16 protein-coding genes and 1 tRNA gene are annotated in these 16,838 nt (G+C 69.0%); 12 read left to right on the top strand and 5 right to left on the bottom strand.

Features of this window, described 5'->3' with window-relative positions; genetic code table 11:
* The first annotated feature begins 46 nt into the window (after positions 1 to 46).
* The 3 genes from C8E97_RS20955 to C8E97_RS20945 all read left to right on the top strand — a co-directional run bounded on the left by C8E97_RS20955 (position 47) and on the right by C8E97_RS20945 (position 2,550).
* On the top strand, positions 47 to 268 hold the full coding sequence (locus C8E97_RS20955; RefSeq protein WP_121007223.1) for a hypothetical protein: 222 nt from the start codon (positions 47 to 49) through the stop codon (positions 266 to 268).
* 5 nt (positions 269 to 273) lie between these two features.
* Positions 274 to 645, top strand: coding sequence for a hypothetical protein (locus C8E97_RS20950; RefSeq protein ID WP_147455183.1), 372 nt, complete (start codon positions 274 to 276; stop codon positions 643 to 645).
* 351 nt (positions 646 to 996) lie between these two features.
* The gene (locus C8E97_RS20945; RefSeq protein ID WP_246019053.1) at positions 997 to 2,550 is read left to right on the top strand and encodes a transcriptional regulator; all 1,554 of its coding nucleotides are present in this window, start codon (positions 997 to 999) and stop codon (positions 2,548 to 2,550) included.
* Here C8E97_RS20945 and C8E97_RS20940 read toward each other — a convergent pair.
* The 3 genes from C8E97_RS20940 to C8E97_RS20930 form a co-directional block, all read right to left on the bottom strand.
* On the bottom strand, positions 2,539 to 2,889 hold the full coding sequence (locus C8E97_RS20940) for a signal peptidase I (RefSeq protein ID WP_121007221.1): 351 nt from the start codon (positions 2,887 to 2,889) through the stop codon (positions 2,539 to 2,541). The genes C8E97_RS20945 and C8E97_RS20940 overlap by 12 nt on opposite strands.
* Positions 2,886 to 4,454 carry a transcriptional regulator gene (locus C8E97_RS20935; RefSeq protein WP_121007220.1) on the bottom strand — a complete coding sequence of 523 codons (1,569 nt, stop codon included), beginning with the start codon at positions 4,452 to 4,454 and terminating at the stop codon, positions 2,886 to 2,888. The genes C8E97_RS20940 and C8E97_RS20935 overlap by 4 nt, the downstream gene beginning before the upstream one ends.
* Before the next feature lie 150 nt (positions 4,455 to 4,604).
* Positions 4,605 to 4,988 (bottom strand): XRE family transcriptional regulator, encoded by a 384-nt coding sequence (locus C8E97_RS20930; protein ID WP_121007219.1) that lies wholly within the window; start codon positions 4,986 to 4,988, stop codon positions 4,605 to 4,607.
* Between the two features lie 348 nt (positions 4,989 to 5,336).
* On the opposite strand from C8E97_RS20930, the gene C8E97_RS20925 reads away from it, so the two are divergent.
* The 5 genes from C8E97_RS20925 (at position 5,337) to C8E97_RS20905 (ending at position 10,556) form a co-directional block, all read left to right on the top strand.
* Positions 5,337 to 5,666: a WhiB family transcriptional regulator gene (locus C8E97_RS20925; RefSeq protein WP_121007218.1), complete on the top strand. Its 330-nt coding sequence runs from the start codon at positions 5,337 to 5,339 to the stop codon at positions 5,664 to 5,666.
* Positions 5,663 to 5,998 carry a hypothetical protein gene (locus C8E97_RS20920; protein WP_121012051.1) on the top strand — a complete coding sequence of 112 codons (336 nt, stop codon included), beginning with the start codon at positions 5,663 to 5,665 and terminating at the stop codon, positions 5,996 to 5,998. The genes C8E97_RS20925 and C8E97_RS20920 overlap by 4 nt, the downstream gene beginning before the upstream one ends.
* A gap of 56 nt (positions 5,999 to 6,054) precedes the next feature.
* Positions 6,055 to 6,582: a hypothetical protein gene (locus tag C8E97_RS20915; RefSeq protein ID WP_246019393.1), complete on the top strand. Its 528-nt coding sequence runs from the start codon at positions 6,055 to 6,057 to the stop codon at positions 6,580 to 6,582.
* Between the two features lie 11 nt (positions 6,583 to 6,593).
* Positions 6,594 to 8,660, top strand: coding sequence for a cell division protein FtsK (locus tag C8E97_RS20910; protein ID WP_121012048.1), 2,067 nt, complete (start codon positions 6,594 to 6,596; stop codon positions 8,658 to 8,660).
* 138 nt (positions 8,661 to 8,798) lie between these two features.
* Positions 8,799 to 10,556: a recombinase family protein gene (locus tag C8E97_RS20905; protein ID WP_121007216.1), complete on the top strand. Its 1,758-nt coding sequence runs from the start codon at positions 8,799 to 8,801 to the stop codon at positions 10,554 to 10,556.
* Here C8E97_RS20905 and C8E97_RS20900 read toward each other — a convergent pair.
* Positions 10,538 to 10,620, bottom strand: a tRNA-Leu gene (locus C8E97_RS20900). The genes C8E97_RS20905 and C8E97_RS20900 overlap by 19 nt on opposite strands.
* Before the next feature lie 307 nt (positions 10,621 to 10,927).
* Here C8E97_RS20900 and C8E97_RS20895 point away from each other — a divergent pair.
* A complete protein-coding gene (locus C8E97_RS20895) occupies positions 10,928 to 11,935 on the top strand; it encodes a Gfo/Idh/MocA family oxidoreductase (RefSeq protein WP_121012045.1) in 1,008 nt (335 codons plus the stop codon).
* Complete coding sequence (gene rfbH, locus C8E97_RS20890; protein ID WP_121007215.1) at positions 11,928 to 13,232, top strand: lipopolysaccharide biosynthesis protein RfbH; 1,305 nt, start codon at positions 11,928 to 11,930, stop codon at positions 13,230 to 13,232. Before C8E97_RS20895 ends, rfbH begins: the two co-directional genes overlap by 8 nt.
* Before the next feature lie 160 nt (positions 13,233 to 13,392).
* On the opposite strand, the gene C8E97_RS20885 is transcribed toward rfbH, so the two are convergent.
* Entirely contained in the window at positions 13,393 to 14,403 is a 1,011-nt protein-coding gene (locus C8E97_RS20885) for an aldo/keto reductase (protein WP_121007214.1), read from the bottom strand.
* A gap of 169 nt (positions 14,404 to 14,572) precedes the next feature.
* Here C8E97_RS20885 and C8E97_RS20880 point away from each other — a divergent pair, with 169 nt between their 5' ends.
* Positions 14,573 to 15,511 carry an aromatase/cyclase gene (locus tag C8E97_RS20880; protein WP_121007213.1) on the top strand — a complete coding sequence of 313 codons (939 nt, stop codon included), beginning with the start codon at positions 14,573 to 14,575 and terminating at the stop codon, positions 15,509 to 15,511.
* A gap of 20 nt (positions 15,512 to 15,531) precedes the next feature.
* Complete coding sequence (locus C8E97_RS20875) at positions 15,532 to 16,635, top strand: Gfo/Idh/MocA family protein (protein ID WP_121007212.1); 1,104 nt, start codon at positions 15,532 to 15,534, stop codon at positions 16,633 to 16,635.
* Positions 16,636 to 16,838: the final 203 nt, after the last annotated feature.

The following is a 16,838-nucleotide window of genomic DNA, read 5'->3' as shown; positions in this document are numbered from 1 at the left end:
GCGGAACACCCTTCAGAGTTGACTGACACGAACTAATTCGGTCGAGGTGGCGGTGGAGATGTGGAGCGTGCTGAGCGTCGACGTGGGCGGGATCGTGTTGTTCCTGGTCTGGTTGGTGTTGCCTCCGCTCTACGTCATCGCCCTTGGTCGGCGGTATGTGCGGCAGTGCGTGGAGAGCGCTGCGGCGGCGGTGTGGGCGCAGCAGGAGGTTTTGGCTGTGCTTGAGGGGCCGTCGTCTGTTGGTCGGCATCGTCTGGAAGGAACGTGATCGGTATGGCGGCTAGGACGGCTTTGGCGGGGTTCGGGGACGACGTGACGGAGGAGCGGGCCGCGGAGGAGCAGGGTGCGGGAGGGCTCGGGTCTGAGCCGTACGACCCGGACATGCTGGCCATGGTGATGGATTCGGCTCCCAGCTTGTTTGCCGTGGTGGAGTACGAGGTGGCGCATCCGGAGATCGCTCGGGTGATGGGGTACGGGGTGTCCGCTGATGAGTGGGTGCACGTGGTGTCGGTGGATGGGAAGGCGTGCGGCACGTTCGGGACGACGGAGGAGGCACTGAAGCCCTACGGCGAGTCGGACGAGGTGGCGGCGCGGGTGGTGTGGGTGTCGCCGGCGTTGGCGCTTCAGAAGATGCTCATGGGGTAGTGCCTGACTCCACTCGGGAGTGAGTGGGACAGGACGGCCGTGGGCGGCGCATCTTCGGATGTGCCGCCCACAGCCGTTTTTTGGCTGTTGGGACGGAGTTGCGAAAAGGTGTCCCGGTGTCCCGTGGCGGTGTTTCTGCTGGTCAGAGCTGTGATTTGGGGTGTCCCGTCGCGGTGGGCGAAGGACGGGTGGGACGGCCGTTGGGACGGTTGGTTGATCTCTGTGGGTGGGGCTTGGAATCAACCGCGCGTTGACGTGTCAGACTGAAATCAAGACGCTGTCAGCGCTTGATCAGCTCTGATCATCGGTCGGACGTGGTGGGAGGGCATGGCTATGCGGACGCCTCGCACGGTGCTTGAGGAGAAGATCCGCGAGCGGCGGATGACGTTGGAGGAGTTCGCCGAGTACGCGGAGACCTTCGCGCGTGAGCGTGGTGAGCCTGGCACGTTGGGGCTGCGGCACCTTCAGCGCCTGGCCGCTGGGCGCAAGTCCTCCGGGGAGCCGTTGGGGCCTGTCCGGGCGGTCACGGCTCGGCTGTTGGAGAGCATCTTTCAGGTCAGCATTGATGAGCTGCTGGCCGTGCCTGCGCCGGATGATGGTCTCGTTCAGATTGCGACTGCTGAGCCACCTGTGCGCGCTGACGTCGAGTTTGCTGCGGCGCTTGACTGGTTGGACGATCGGGCTGGGTGGCCCGCGGGCACGAGTCGTACCAAGGTCCGCTCTGGACTGTCCGGGTTGCAGCCTGGGGCCGTGCTTGATCGGCGGGCGGTGCGGACCAAGGTTGGGCGTCGGCAACTCGTGCGGGCGCTCGCTCACTACTACCGCGGTGAGGTGGATGGGTACGGCATGTACCGCGCGGGTGTCGGCGGTCAAGTGCTGGAGACCACTATGTTCGGGGTGTCGGAGTGGTGGACTGCTGTTCGACCGTTGGCGGATGGTAGTGAGCGGCTGAAGTTGTTGCAGGAGAACAGGAGTGCGCTCCGCGTGTTGGATGGAGCGATGGCGGGTGCGGCGGCGGCGAAGCTTGCGGAGTCGGCTGTGCTTGGGGTGCGGGTGGCCAATCTTCCGCTGTACCGGCTGTTGGGGATTGAGCAGGGCAACCCGCTTGCGGGCACGGTGGGGCTGGTGCCGTTCGTTGAGTATGCGTTGACGGCTGATCTGCTGGAGAGCGAGCTTGTTGACGCCGTCAGCCAGCGGCGGGGCGGGTTGCCGTTGCGGGATGCGTACCTGCCGGATCTGAGGGCTGTGCTCGACTTGCCAGCCCGGACGTGTGCGGGCGGGGTGCTGGCGTTGTGTGCGATCGCGCGGCCCCGTGACCGGTTTCGGGGTGAGCCGGACTATGCGTTGCTGGTGCAGGAGCGTTCTGGGCATGTGCTCAACGCGGCCGGACGGCTTGCTGTCATCCCCAAGGGGTTCCACCAGCCGCTCAACGACCTTCGCGGGGACGTGGCGGTCAGCGCGACGCTGCTCCGTGAGCTGGAAGAGGAGTTGTTCGGGCGCGCGGAGTTGGATACGACTACCGGGGAGACTCGCGCGGCCTCACCTATGCATCCGGGGCGGTGGTCGGAACCTATGCGGTGGCTTGCTGCGGAGCCTGGGCGGATGCGGTTGGAATGCACTGGGTTCGGGTTCAACCTGGTGAGTGGGAATTATGAGTATGCCAGCCTGATTGTCATCGAGGATGAGGAGTTCTGGTCGCGGTTCGGCGGGCAGGTCGAAGCGAACTGGGAAGCGGGCGGGTTGCAGCTCTATTCGAGTCTTGATAGTGAACTGATCGGGGATCTGGTGGCGCGGGAGTCTTGGAGCAACGAAGGGTTGTTCGCGTTGCTCCAAGGACTTCGGCGGCTCAGGGAGATTGGAGGCGGGCGGGTTGATCTACCTGCCGTTGAGCTGTCAGGTCTGTGACGGCCAGCGGACCGTTAGAACGGTGGAGTCGGCTACGGCTTCCCATGAGTGGTCGATGCCCGGTCCCCACATGATGTAGTCGCCTGGGCGGGTCATGGTGGAGTTGCCTTCGGTGGTCTCTACGCGGAAGTGGCCGGTCACCAGGAAGACGAGAGTGGTGCGCTGGTCGTCTGAGGTCCAGTCGGTGCGCTTGTCGCCTGCGGGGTGGTTCGCCCACTTGACTTCGACGTCCTTCTGGGAGCGGACGCCTTGGGATGGGTCGATGAAGTGGCCTACCAGCCATCCGCGGGTGGCTTCGCCGTCTTCGTTGGCGTTTCCGGCTTGCCAGTTGGCGGTCACTTTAGCTCCCATTCGATCGCGGGCAGGTTGACGCGGGGTCCGCCTAGTTCGCGTAGGCGTCGGAGACCTTGCAGGAGCGCGAACAGTCCTTCGTTGCTCCACGCTACATCATTGGCTAGTTCTTCCAACTGTTCGGTGTCGAGGCTGGAATACTGGCGAAGTCTTGCGGACTCCCAGTTGGCTTGGACTTGGCCACCGTAGCGCGTCCAGAACTCTTCGTCTTCGATGACGATCAGGCTGGCGAATTCGTAATTGCCGCTGACCAGGTTGAGACCGAAGGCGGTGCACTCCATGCGTAGGCGGCCGGGTTCGGCGGTGAGCCAGCGCATCGGGTCCGACATGCGGCTGGGGTGCATGGGGTCTGCGTGGCGCTGCTCTCCCACCGTGTGGTCTATGTCCTCGCGGCCGAACAGTTCCTCTTCCATCTCGCGGCGGAGGGTCGCGCCGACTTGGGCGTCGGCTCGGTAGTCCGTGAGTGGCTGGTGGAAGCCCTTGGGGATGACGGCCAGGCGGCGGGCGGCGTTGATGACGTGGCCTGAGCGTTCCTGCACCAGGAGTAGGTAGTCCGGGCCTCCGCGGAACGGGTCGGCTGGGCGTGCGATGGCGGTGAGGGCGAGGGTGCCGCCGGCGCACATGCGGTCGGAGACGTCGAGTGCTGCGGAGAGGTTCGGGAGGTAGGCGTCTCGGAGTGGGAGGGCGCCGGGGGTGGTTGGGGTGTTGGTGGTGAGGGCGTCGACCAGCTCGCCTTCGAGCAGGTCCATCGTCACCACGTACCCCACGAAGCTCGTCACGCCTACGGAACCGGTGATCGCGCCCTTGCGCGCGTCCACGTCGAGCAGCCGGAACAGCGGCAGGTTGACCATGCGGTTTCCCAGCGCGAGCGCTTCGGCCAACCGCTGGGCTGTGCGCCCCGCGGTCTCCTCGTCCATCGCTAGATCATCGTCCGGGGTTACGCCGGAGAGCTTCAGACGGTCGTGAGCTGGGAGGAGTGGGCAGGCCAGGTCTAGCCAGTCGGGGTGAGTTAGGACTGTGGTGGTGGCCTGGATGTTGCCCAACGTGGCTGTGTAGCGGCCGTGGCCGGTTGTTGGCGTGCCGTAGTAGGTGGTGAGCGCTCGGGCCGTGTCGCGTTGGTTGACGCGGCTGCGGCGGACGCCTCGGTCTTGGAGTGCGCGGACATCGAGGCGAACGAGGCGTTCGGCGACGCGGCGGCGGGCCGTGCCTGGTTCCCAGCCGGCGTGTTCGTCCAGCCAGTCGAGAGCGGCGACGACCGTTGGGTCTGCGCCAAGGCGTACCTCCGCGTCTTCGGCTGCGCCGTCGGGGAGGTCTAGGGCGGGTTCTGCGGCGAGTGCGGTGAACCGGGCCTTGACGGCTGCGGGTGCCTGGTCGAGGGCCGTGTCCAGGAGCTGCTGCATCTCCGTCTTCGGGCGCAGGTCCGGCTTCTGGTGCCAGGACGCGACCGTGCGGACGCCGATGCCGAGGTGTTCGGCGAATGCCTCGTGGGTCAGTCGGAGTGCGAGTTGGAGCGCCGACGCGGTTCGGCCGGTCCAGCCGTCGTTCAAGCTCATCTCGTCGCCACTCCCCCGAGCGCGATGTGTGGAGAACCTGCACTGGTTGTGCATGGGACCTGCATCGGTGATGCATGGGGCCCGGCGGGTAATCGCAGTGGAATTGACCTCATGGAAACCACCTCATCCCACCAGCGGAAACGCACCGGGCTACCGGCGTTCGCGGACATGTTCGGCGACCGTCGCCAGGGTCGATTTGAGGTCGTCGAGGCGTTCGGTGATCTCCGCCAGGCGCTGTTCGACACTGTCCAAACGGGACCACAGGGTGTCGGTCGGGTTGGCGACTGGTTCGCCTGGTTCGGGTGGCCTTCGGTTGTGCAGCACGGCATCGAGGTGTTGCGGGTGCCAGCCGAGAGTTGTCGACAGGGACTCAAGAGTGCGCGGGCTGCGGCGGCGTTCGACGGTGTGGTGTTGTACCTCTCGGACGATCGCTTGGGAGACGTGCGAGCGTTCCGCAAGCTCCCGTTGACGCCATCCCAGTTCGTTCACCCGCTGGTTGATGGCCTTGGCGACTGCCGCCCAGTCCTCCGACACGTATTCCTCCGCGCTCCGCCTCGGCGCTGAGATTAGCCGTCTTCGGCTGTTGCGTCGTGCGTACACGCAACGCCTCATCAAACGCGCGTTGTGATGCGCTGAAATCAGTAGTTTTTAGCTGAAATCGTCATCTTCGCTTACTTGAAGGGCTTTTCTCATGCGGACTTCTCTGTCTTCTTCCGGTTACACCGTTCGGCGGGCTGCGTGGCTGCTCGGGGTGAAGCCGTCTGTTGTTCACCGGGCCATCCGGGTCGGGGAGCTGCCGGTGGTGTGGCGTCACGGGCGGTGTGTGGTTCCGGCGGGTGTGGTGGTTCGGCTGCTCGGTGAGTCCTGCGGCGGGGGTACGCCGTGAACCTGGTCGGGATTGCTTGGGAGCTTGATCGGCTGCGGTGGGTGCCGTCTGGGGTGCTTGCGGACGTGGTGGCGCGGGACGGTCTGTGCATGTGGGCGTTCTCGGACGTGCCGCCGTGGGGTGATGAGGAGCTGACCGATCGGGAGCTGGCCGCGCGGATGTGCGCGGGGTGCCCGGTGCGGGATGAGTGCCTGGAACTGGAGCTACGGACGGCCGGTGCGGACACCGTGGGGGTGTGGGGTGCGCTGTCCGCTGACGATCGGCGGGAGTTGTACCCGCACTGGCTCCGGCGTGGTGAGCGTGCCGAGAGGGGGCCGTGTTCATGAACGGTCTTGTTCTCACGCCCGTTGAGGTCGTGGCGGGGCTCGGCGTGGTCCTGGCGCTGCTGGTGGTGTGGCGGGCGGGTGCTCGTCGGGGTAAGGCTGCGGCTCGGGCTGCGCGTGGTGGTGTTCGGCTGGTGTCGTTGGCTGGGCGGGTGGTGGTCAACGCGGCGTTGATCGTGCTCGTTCAGTGGGTGGTGGTCACGTATCGCGGAGATGGGTGGCTGCTCCTGGCTGTGTTGGTCGTGCCGGCGTTGCTCGCGTCCTACACGTTGACGCGGGCGCTGATGGTGACCACCTACGAACCCCAGCAGCGTCGGCGGGGTGAGCGACGTTGAGTGAGTCGGTTGAGCGGGTGGCGGTTCAGGTGGACCGGCTGGGGTTGGCGTTCACCATGACCAACGTTCAGCAGTTCGCGGCGGCCGGGGCGGGTGTGTGGTCGTTGGGGTGGTGTGCGGCTTGGCTGTTGGACCCGATGGTGTCGCTCGTGTTGCTGGCCATCCTGCGGGCTGAGCAGGTCACCGCTCGGCATGGCGTCCGGATGGGTGGGTGGGTTCGTGGCGCGAAGTGGTTCACGCTTGCGGCCACGTACGTCATGAACACTTGGAGTGCGTTCATGGACGGCTCGGCCGTGCTCGTGGTGCTGCACTCGGTGCCGCCGTTGGTGGTGTTCGTTGCGGCTGAGGCGGTCACTGAGTTGCGGGACAAGCTTGGTGCGGTGGTTGCTAACGCTGCACCTGGTCGGGCGGACGTTGCGCCTACTCCGCGTACGTCGTTCGCGGAGTACCTGGAAGTTGCTCGGGCGGCGCGTACGGCGGATGTGGTCGTGACGCCGGCGTGGGTTCGGCAGGTCACGGGGTGTTCGCGTGGGTTGTCGTCTCGGCTTGCGGCGACGCTTGTCGAGGACGGAGACCGGTCGTGAGCGGGGAGCTGGTGCCGGTCCAGCCGGTCTATGACGGTGAGGCGGTCGCGGAGCGGGGTGAGGTCGTTCCGAGGGTCAGCCCTGGGCGGTGGCGTTCTATGCCTTCTGGGTTGAGGTCGCGGGATGTACTGCGGCACGCCGTGAACGACGGGCTTGGGTGGCTGGTGCGGGTGCCTGGGCGGGTTCTCCGGGCGGTGGGTCGCGGTGTGGTGGTTGGTTTTCGCGCTTGGCGGCGGTGGGTGCGGGTGCGGGACTACCGGGAGGCTGCGGCGCAGTCGGAGAAGTTGGCGGACAAGTTCGTTGAGATTCGGGCGTTGACGCTGTTCCGGTGGAAGGTGACCGGGGCTGTTGTGGGTGTGGCTGCGGTGGCGGTTGCTGTTGGGCACCTGGTGTACGGCTCGGTGGTGTTGTGGGGCTTGGCTGGGGTTGTGGCCGTTGCGTTGGCAGTCGCTGGGCGTCGGAAGGATGGGGCTCCGGGGCGGAAGGCTGTGCTGGGTGGGCCTCGGACGCTGACGTGGACCATGGACGCTCAGGTGTTGGTGGATGCCTTCCGGGACGCGAAGTTGATCGGCAAGGACGAGTCGTTGCGGTTGGTCGAGCGGGCCACGCGGGTCGGTGACGGGTGGGCGGTCACGGTTGACCTGCCGGCTACGCGCAAGGCCGTGGATGTGATCAAGAGTCGGGATGCGCTTGCTTCGGCGTTGGCTGTGGATGAGGTTCAGCTCATCGTGGAGCGGGTGCGTGGTCGTGGGGGTCATGCCGGGCGGGTGTTCTTCTGGGTGGCGGATGAGGACCCGTACGCGGGGCCGCCGGTGCGGACGCCATTGGTCGAGGTGGAGCGGTGGGACGCTTGGCAGGCGGTACCGTTCGGGCGTGACGCTCGGGGGCGGCGGATTGACCTGCCGTTGGTGTGGACTTCGCTGCTTGTCGGGGCGATTCCTCGACAGGGCAAGACGTTCGCCGCTCGGCTGGCTGCTTCCGGGCTGGTGCTGGACCCGTACGCGCGGCTGTATGTGTTCGATGGCAAGGGTGGCAAGGACTGGGACGCTGCGGAGCAGTTGGCGTACCGGTACGTGTGCGGGGACGAGTTGACACAGGCGTACGCGGTGCGGGACCACCTTGTGGAGTTGGTGGCAGAGGTTCAGGCGCGGTACGCGCGGATGGCCACGTTGGACGATGCGGTGTGTCCGGAATCGAAGATCACCCCCGCCATGTCGCGTGACGTTGAGCTGGGGATGCCGGTCACGGCGGTGATCATCGATGAGGTTCAGGTTTTCCTTGAGAGCCCGATCCGGGAGGAGGTTGGCGGGAAGAAGACCACGCTCGGGGCGTACATCGCGGACCTGTTGACCTACCTTGTGCGCAAGGGGCCAGCGGCTGGGGTGGTGGTCATCCTGGCTACTCAGCGGCCGGACTCGAACACGATTCCGTCGCGGTTGCGGGCGGTGTTGGGGTCGCGGTTCGCGTTGCGGGTGATGGACTGGCGTGACTCGAACATCGTGTTGGGCGAGCAGATGAACACGCGGGGGTATGACGCCTCTACGTTGCTGCCCAGCCACAAGGGTGTGGGCATCCTGCGGCCGGACGGGGAGACCGACGCCGGGGCGGATCTGGTCGCCATGACCGTGCGGACGTACTACATGCCGAACACCGACTGGCGGGTGATCTGCGAGCGTGGGCGGGCGTTGCGGGAGGCTGCCGGGACGCTCGGCGGTCACGCAGTCGGTGATGACGCTGCTCGGCCTGTCGACTCATCGGCCGTCGTGGGGGTGCTCGGGAGCGGAGCGGCCGACGCGTGGACGGATGAGGTTCCCGAACTGTTGGCGGCGGTCATTGATCACCTTGGTGAGGAGCTCTACGAACGGGACTTCGTGCCTACCGCTGAGCTGGTGGAGGCGTTGGAGGTCGACGCGGGCACGTTCGGGCGGGAGATGGGCGAACTTGGCTGTCCGCCGGTCAGGCAGTACGTCCCGCACGGCGACGGAGTCCGGAGGGTGCGCGGGTACCTGACTGCGGACGTTCGCGCGGCTGCCGGACTGGCTGATGAAATCGGCTCTGATGGGTCTGGGCGGACGTGAGCGCAGGTGAGGACGTTGAAGTGAACCTGCCGGACGGGTTGCCGCCGCTCACACCCGTGACCAGCCGTGCTCTGCTTGCCATACTGGTGGAACTGACCACCGTGGAGGTCTTGGACGGACCTCGGGGAGGCGTAGACCGTGACTGCTGAAATCAGCCGTGACCCGTGGGTGACGCTGGATGAACTGCTGGGGATCGAGGTCGCGGAGACCGTCGAGGACGGAATCGGGCCGATGGCGGGTTATGGACGTTGCTCGACTGAGGACAACCAAGATCCGGCGACCTCACGCGGGTGGCAGTTCGGCAACGGCCGGAAGTTCGTGGAGCCGTTCGGCGGGGTGGTGGTTGAGGAGTTCTTTGACGTTGGACAGTCGCGGTCTGTGCCGTGGGAGCGGCGAGACGAGGCGTCGCGGTTGTTGGCGGCGTTGAAGAACCCGTATCGCGGGTGGAACGCCGTGGTTGTCGGCGAGGGCACGCGGTGTTGGTTCGGCAATCAGTTCTCGCTGATCGCACCTCGGTTCGAGGCGTACGGGGTTGACCTGTGGGTGCCTGAGTTGGGTGGGAAGTACGACCCGCGCAACCCATCTCACAAGATGTTGATGAGCGTGCTTGGTGGGATGAGCGAGTCGGAACGTCAGCACGTTCAAGCGCGGGTGCGGGCGGCAATGGACGCGCAGGTGCTCAACGAAGGGCGACACCAGGGCGGGCGAGCGCCATACGGATACGAGACGGTTGACGGTGGGCCGCACCCGAACCCGCGCAAGGCGATGGAGGGATATCGGTTGCGGGTGTTGGCGGTGGACGAGGGTTCGGCGTGGGTGGTGCGGCGGATCTTCGCCGAGTACCTGAGCGGACGTGGTGACCGGGCGATTGCCACAGGGTTGAACCGAGACCGGGTTCCCTGTCCATCGGCGCGGCGGCCGGACCAGAACCCACACCGGTCCGGCGACGGTTGGCAGGGCTCCACTGTCCGGGCGATTCTCGACAACCCGAGGTACACCGGGTACGCGTTCTTCGGGCGGTGGATGCGACAGGAGATGCTGCTCGACCCGGACGACGTGGCGGCCGGGAACGTGATCCGATTCCGACGCGCGAGTGCCGATCGTGTCGTGCGGTCGCGTAGGCCGGCGCACCCGGAGATCGTCTCGGTGGAGGAGTTCACGCAAGCGCAGTTGCTCCGCAAGTCCAAGTACGCCGGCGGGCTCAGGACCGCACGTAAGACGGAGCGAGCCGAACGAGCCACGAAACAGACCTATCTGTTCCGGGGGCGGGTGCGGTGCACGGTCTGCGAACGGAAGATGGAAGCCAGCCCGCGCGCCCGTGGGATGTACTACCGGTGCCCGGCAAGGACGTTGCCGAACGGGTCGCCGGCGTTGGGCATCCACCCACCGACCGTCTACCTCCGAGAGGACGTTCTGGTGGACGCGGTGAACAAGTGGCTCGGGGAGCTCTTCGCGCCCAAGAACGTCGACCGGACCGTAAGCGCCTTGGTCGACTCGCAAGGGACTGTGACCCCTACGAACCACGATTCAGCGCGGAAGCGGCTGGCAAAGGCAGAGAAGGAGTTGGCTCGGTTTCAGGCGGCGATCAAGGCGGGGATTGACCCGTTGGCGCTGGTGGAGCCGATGAACGAAGCTCAGGCGGTGAGGGCTGCGGCTAAGGCTGAGCTGGAGGGCACGCCTCCACCCGACAACCTCACGGCGGCGGAAGTGCACGCCATGATCGACTCACTCGGGGACGTCGGAGCGGCGCTCAGGGAAGCCAAGACGGAGAGCCTGTTGCGGGTCTATCAGGGGCTTGACCTGCAAGTTCGCTACAAAGACAAAGCCCACGTGGCTGATGTGATGATCAAGCCAATGGGCTATGTGAATAGTGCTCGTGTCCGAGGGGGGACTTGAACCCCCACCCCCTTTCGGGGACTAGCACCTCAAGCTAGCGCGTCTGCCATTCCGCCACCCGGACTCGGCTCTCGCCGTGGTGTGTGCATAGATTACATGATCGTCATTCACGGTCCAAATCGGGGTCGACCGAGTGCGTTTGAGCTGCTCAGAGGCTGTTGGGCGGGTGTGCCGCGTGGGGGGCTCGCGCGGCACCGGGGTTGGCCGTGGAGTGGGTCGGGACCTGCTGGTCGCGGTGACCTGCGCCTTCGCCCGCCCGCGGGTGGGCGTCACGCCGGCGGCGGGCGTGTGTGGAGGGGATTCGTGGGCTGGGGCGTCTCTCGCACCGCGTTCAGCCGCGATCGAGCCCGAGCCGAGCCCCGGCGGTGAACATGTGCGCACCTGTCGAGTCGTGGAGGGTGCGCATGGACGTCGCGGTGCGATTGGGGGTGCTTGGTTGCGCTGATGTCGCGGCGCGGCGAGTGCTGCCCGCGGTGGCGCGCTGTTCCGAGGTTCGGTTGGTCGCGGTGGCCAGTCGGGATTCCGCCAAGGCCGCCGACTTCGCCGGCCGGTTCGGCTGTGCCGCGGTCACCGGTTACGACGCCCTGCTCGCGCAGGACGACGTCGACGCGGTCTACCTGCCGCTGCCCGCGGCCCTGCACGCGCGGTGGGTCGAGCGGGCGTTGTTGGCGGGCAAGCACGTCCTGGCCGAGAAACCGCTGACGACCTCCGCCGCGGACACCGAACGGCTTCTCGGGCTCGCCGCGCGGCTCGGTCTGGTGCTCGTCGAGAACTACATGTTCCTCGCGCACGGCCGGCACGCCGCCGTGCGGCGGATGGTCGACGACGGCGCCGTCGGCACGCCGCTGGCGTTCGGGGCGACGTTCACGATCCCGCCCCGGCCACCCGGCGACATCCGGCTCGACCCCGCGCTCGGCGGCGGCGCGCTGCTGGACACCGGCGGCTACCCCCTGCGGGCCGCGCTCCACTTCCTCGGCACCGGGCTCTCCGTCGCGGGCGCCGCGCTGAGCGGCGACGGTCGCGTCGAACTCGGCGGGGCCGCGCTGCTGACCCGCGCCGACGGCGTCACCGCACAACTCGGGTTCGGGCTGCGGCACGCCTACACCTCCGAGTACTGGTTCCTGGGCACCGAGGGCCGGCTCACCACCGAGCACGTGTTCACCACCCCCGCCGACCACCGGCCGGTGGTCCGACTGGACCGCGGCGGTCGCCGCGAGGAGCGCGTGCTCCCCGTCGAGGACCAGTACGCCGGCGCCGTCCGGCGCTTCGCCGAGGCCGTGCGGGCGGGCTGCTCCCCGAACACCGCGGCGACCCTGGCCCAGGCCGTGGTCGTCGACCGAATCACACGCGCAGCCGAAGCGAGGACGAGACATGAGTGAGGACAGGGACTGGATCCTCGAACTGGTCCGCAAGTACCACCAGGGGCACGCCCCGGGCGAGTTCGTGCCCGGCGTCACCCCGGTGCTCACCTCCGGGGCTGTGCTCGACGAGACCGACCGGGTGGCGCTGGTCGAGGCCGCGCTGGACCTGCGCATCGCGGCGGGGCCGTACGCCCGTCGGTTCGAGCGCGACTTCGCCCGCTACTTCGGGCTGCGCAAAGCGCACCTGACCAACTCGGGGTCCTCGGCGAACCTGCTCGCCGTGACCGCGCTCACCTCGCCCCAGCTCGGCGAGCGCCGGCTGCGCCCAGGCGACGAGGTGATCACCGCGGCGGCGGGGTTCCCCACCACGGTGAACCCCGTGCTCCAGAACGGCCTGGTGCCGGTGTTCATCGACATCGAACCGGGCACCTACAACGTCAGCCCGGACCGGGTCGCGAGCGCCATCGGGCCGCGCACGCGCGCGATCATGACCGCCCACTCGCTGGGCAACCCCTTCGCCGCCGCGGAGATCGCCGAGCTGGCGCGGGAGCACGACCTGTTCCTGGTGGAGGACAACTGCGACGCGGTCGGCTCGCGCTACCGGGGCAGGCTCACCGGGACCTTCGGCCAGCTGTCGACCGTGAGCTTCTACCCGGCGCACCACATCACCACCGGAGAGGGCGGCTGCGTGCTGACCGACGACCTCGCGCTGGCCCGGATCGTGGAGTCACTGCGCGACTGGGGCCGCGACTGCTGGTGCGAGCCCGGCGAGGACAACCGCTGCCTCAAGCGGTTCGACCAGCAGGTGGGCACGCTGCCCCACGGGTACGACCACAAGTACATCTTCTCCCACGTCGGCTACAACCTGAAGACCACCGACATCCAGGCGGCGATGGGGTCGGCGCAGCTGCGGCGCCTGGAGGAGTTCGGCGCGGCACGGCGGCGCAACTGGGCGCAGCTGCGCGCGGCGCTGGACGGACTGCCGGGCCTGCTGCTGCCCGCGCCGACGCCGGGCGCCGACCCGAGCTGGTTCGGGTTCGTCCTCACCGTCACCGACGACGCGCCCTACACGCGCCGGGACCTGGTGGCGCACCTGGAGTCCCGGCGCATCGCCACCCGGCGGTTCTTCGGCGGCAACCTGACCCGCCACCCGGCCTACGCCGACGCCGGCTACCGCGTCAGCGGCGACCTCGCGGTGAGCGACATGGTGACCGACCGGACGTTCTGGATCGGCGTGTACCCCGGTATCACGGATGAGATGCTGGACTTCGTCATCGCGACCATCACGGAGTTCGTCACCGCGCACCGCCGCTGACCGGCGGGCTACGCGGACGGGCGGGTGCGGACGGGCGGGTGCGGCCCAGCGGGGTGCGGACCGGACGGGGGTGCGGCCCCTGGGCGGGGTGCTGACGGACGCGTTGCGGACGGCGTCCAGGCGGCCTCGCACGGCGAGCGCGGCCTCGGGTCCGCGCCCGTCAACCCGCCGGTCGACCGTCCTCGGCGACCCCGGCCACCCGCCGGTGCGCGGGGTGGCGTTCCCCCGCCACCCGCTCGGGGGCGAAGACCTCCGCGAGCCGCGCGCGGTCCGCCGCGTCGAGGCGGAGCGCGGCCGCCCGGACGTTCTCCCGCAGGTGCTCCGGCCGCCGCGAGCCCGGAATGGGCACGACGTCCGGGCCGGCCGAGAGGAGCCACGCCAGGGCGAGCTGAGCGGGCGTCATCCCGGTGCGGGCGGCGATCGCGGCGGCTTCCTCGACCAGCTCGCGGTTGCGCTCGAAGTTGCCCTCGCGGAAGCGGGGGTGGTTGCGACGGTGGTCGCGTTCGCCGAGATCGCCGGGTGAGCGGTGCGCGCCGGTCAGGAAACCCTTCCCCAGCGGGGTGTGCGCGACCAGCCCGATGCCGAGTTCGCGCGCGGTGGGCAGGATCTCGGCCTCGACGTGCCGCTCCCACAGCGAGTACTCGCTCTCCAGCGCGGCGATCGTGCAGGTGGCCGCCGCCCGGCGCAGCGTGCCTGCCGCGACCTCGGACAGCCCGACGTGCCGGACCTTGCCCTCGGCCCGCAGTTCGGCGAGCGCGCCGACGCTGTCCTCCACCGGCACGCGCGGGTCCGCGCGGGCCAGGTAGTAGAGGTCCACGTGGTCGACGCCCAGGCGCTCCAGCGAAGCCTCGCAGGCGGCGCGCAGCGAGTCCGGGGCCCCGTCGACGATCGTGGGCGGGGCCCCCGGCGCCGCGGCCCGCACCCCGCCGCGGGTGGCGAGCACGACCTCGTCCCGCCGACCGGCGATCGCGCGCCCCACCAGCCGCTCGTTCTCGCCGCCACCGTAGAAGTCCGCCGTGTCCAGCAGCGTGATCCCGAGGTCGAGCGCGGTCCGGATCGCCGTGGCGGCCTCGTGCCCGGCCACCGCGCCGTACCCGCCCGACAAACCCAGGCAGCCCAACCCGACGGCGGCCACCACCGGCCCGCCGGTACCCAGCTGTCGGCTCTCCACGTCGGCTCCTCCCGCTCGGCACCACGACCCGCCCAGCTTCCGGCGGTGATCTCGACCCCGGCTCGACGAACGCTCACCGCCGCTACAGCGCCGTTCGAGCGGGTCGGGTCAGGCTCGGGTCCAACACCGGGCGCCCGCGGCGTCCGCGTTCCCCTGAGAGGAGTGCTCCGTGCCGACCGTCACGCAGAGCTCGACCCACACCGCGAGCGTCGCCGCGTCCGCCGGGTTCCTGTACGACCTCGTCGCCGACGTCGAGCAGATGCGCCGCATCTTCACGCCAGTCGTCCACACCGCGTTCCTGGAGCGCGGGGGGACCGCCGACCGGGTCGAGCGCTGGACGTGGGAGGCCCACCTCGACGCCGTGCGCACCTGGCGCGCGAGCCGCACGCTCGACCGGGACGCCGGCCGCATCGCCTTCCGCCACGAGAACCCCGCCGCGCCCCTGCTGGAGGTGACCGGGGAGTGGTCGTTCAAACCGCTGTCCGACGGGCTGACCGAGGTGGAGCTGCGGCACGAGTTCACCCTCGACCCCGACGCCGAGGGCGCCGACCGCACGGCGGCGATGTTCGACCGCGGCGCGGGGATGCAGCTCGGGCGGGTCAAGAACTTCGCCGAGGAGTACGACGAACTGCGCGCGCGCGAGGTGTCCTACGAGGTCTCCTACACCATCGACCAGCCCATCGAGGACGTCTACGGCTACTTCTACGAGGTCGACAAGTGGCGGGAGCGGATCCCCCACTGCCTCAACGCCGAACGGCGGGAGGACGTGCCTAACCTCCAGGTCGTGGTGATGGACGTGCAGGTGCCCAGCGGCGCGCTGCACACCACCAAGCAGGCCAGGGTGTGCTTCCCGAACGAGAAGATCATGTGGCGCCAGCTCGAGGGGCTGCCGCCGCTGGACGAGATGCTGTACGGCTACATGACGTTCACCCGGACTCCGGCCGGGGTCGAGGTGCGCACCGGGCAGACCGAGCTGCTCAAGCCCACCGGCGTCGCCAAGCGCGGCTGGAGCATGGACGAGGCGAAGCAGCACGTCGCCGAGGTCCGCGGCGGCCGGAACCTCGACGCGATCAAGAGCGCCGAGGAATTCCTGCGGCGCCGTGGCTGACCCGACCAGGAGGAGGACGGATGTCCGACAGTCCCTCGCCGCGGATCGGGTTGTTCGGCCACGGCTGGTGGTGCGCGAAGTACCTCGCGCCCGCGCTGCGCGGCGCGGGCGCCGAGCTGGCCGCGGTCTGCGGCCGTGACGCCGGGCGGGCCGCCGCGGCCGCCTCGGCGCTCGGCGTGCCGCGTTCCTTCGACCGGCTCGACGCCATGCTCGACTCCGTGGAGCTGGACGGGGTGGTGATCGCCTCACCGCCCTCGTCGCACGCCGGCGCGGCCCTCGGCGCCGCAGCGCGCGGGCTGGCCGTGTTCTGCGAGAAGCCGCTGGCCCGCGACGCCGAGGAGAGCGCCCGGATGGTCCAGGCGTGCGCGGGCGTGCCCGGTGTCGCCGGGTTCACCCAGCGCTGGAACCCCGCGATCCGCACCGCGCGGCGGCTGCTCGCCGAGGGGGCCGCGGGCGAGGTCCGGCACCTGCGCTACACCACGGCGAGCGTGCTCGCCGCCGACCCCTCGACCCCGTGGGACTGGCGGCACGACCCGTCGGAGTACTCCTACGGGGTGCTCAGCGACCTCGGGCCGCACGCGGTGGACCTGGTGCGGTGGCTGGTCGGCGAGGTCGACGAGGTGAGCGCGACCGCCACGACGGTGACCACGCGCCGCCCCGCCGAGGGCGGTGGCACGCGGCCTGTCGGCAACTGGGACGACTGCGCGCTCTCGCTGCGGTTGGCCTCGGGGGCCCGCGCGTCGGTCACGGCCAGCCGGGTGCTGCCGCCGAGCCCGTACCGCCGGTTCCGCCACGCGCTGGAGGTGATCGGCAGCGCGGGCGCGCTGGCCTACGACTCCGACCGCCCGGCCGAGGTCGTGCTGACCGCGTCGGGCGCGGAACCGAAGGTGATCCCCGCGGACGGCCCCACTCTCGGCGATGTCGCGCCCGGCTCGTTCGAGGAGATGCTGGCGGTCACCGGGCACGCCGCCGCCCACCAGGCCCGCGACGTGCTGGCGACGTTCGCCGGCGCCGCCCCGGAGGGCGTCCCCTCGCTGGCCGACGGGCACGCCGCGCAGCTGGTGCTCGACGTCGCCGCCCGTGCGGTCGCCGAGCGGTCGTGGGTCGCCTGCGCCCCTGCATAGCCCAGTGCGTCGACCACGAACGTTCGCCGGGTTGGGGACGCGCGCGTGAGGTCCGCGACCGGTAGCAGGGTGGATCTCATGCTCGGTGGTGACGTAGTCGCCGCCGAGCATGAGAGGCATCGATAGCCGAGCCCGTGAGAGCACGCCGGTCAACCGAGGACGAGGGCCGTCGCCTGCTGAACCACGTGCGTCGGGGCAAGCAG

This window comes from Saccharothrix australiensis (assembly GCF_003634935.1).
Taxonomy (GTDB): Bacteria; Actinomycetota; Actinomycetes; order Mycobacteriales; family Pseudonocardiaceae; genus Actinosynnema; species Actinosynnema australiense.
The sequence above is the reverse complement of the archived record's forward strand: the minus strand, read 5'-3'. Positions and strand labels throughout refer to the sequence as shown.

Coding starts and splice junctions, on each gene's coding strand:
- C8E97_RS20950 (WP_147455183.1), top strand. CDS start 274: ATGGCGGCTAGGACGGCTTTGGCGGGGTTCGGGGACGACGTGACGGAG.
- C8E97_RS20935 (WP_121007220.1), bottom strand. CDS start 4,454: ATGAGCTTGAACGACGGCTGGACCGGCCGAACCGCGTCGGCGCTCCAA.
- C8E97_RS20920 (WP_121012051.1), top strand. CDS start 5,663: ATGAACGGTCTTGTTCTCACGCCCGTTGAGGTCGTGGCGGGGCTCGGC.
- C8E97_RS20915 (WP_246019393.1), top strand. CDS start 6,055: ATGACCAACGTTCAGCAGTTCGCGGCGGCCGGGGCGGGTGTGTGGTCG.
- C8E97_RS20895 (WP_121012045.1), top strand. CDS start 10,928: ATGTGCGCACCTGTCGAGTCGTGGAGGGTGCGCATGGACGTCGCGGTG.
- rfbH (WP_121007215.1), top strand. CDS start 11,928: ATGAGTGAGGACAGGGACTGGATCCTCGAACTGGTCCGCAAGTACCAC.
- C8E97_RS20875 (WP_121007212.1), top strand. CDS start 15,532: ATGTCCGACAGTCCCTCGCCGCGGATCGGGTTGTTCGGCCACGGCTGG.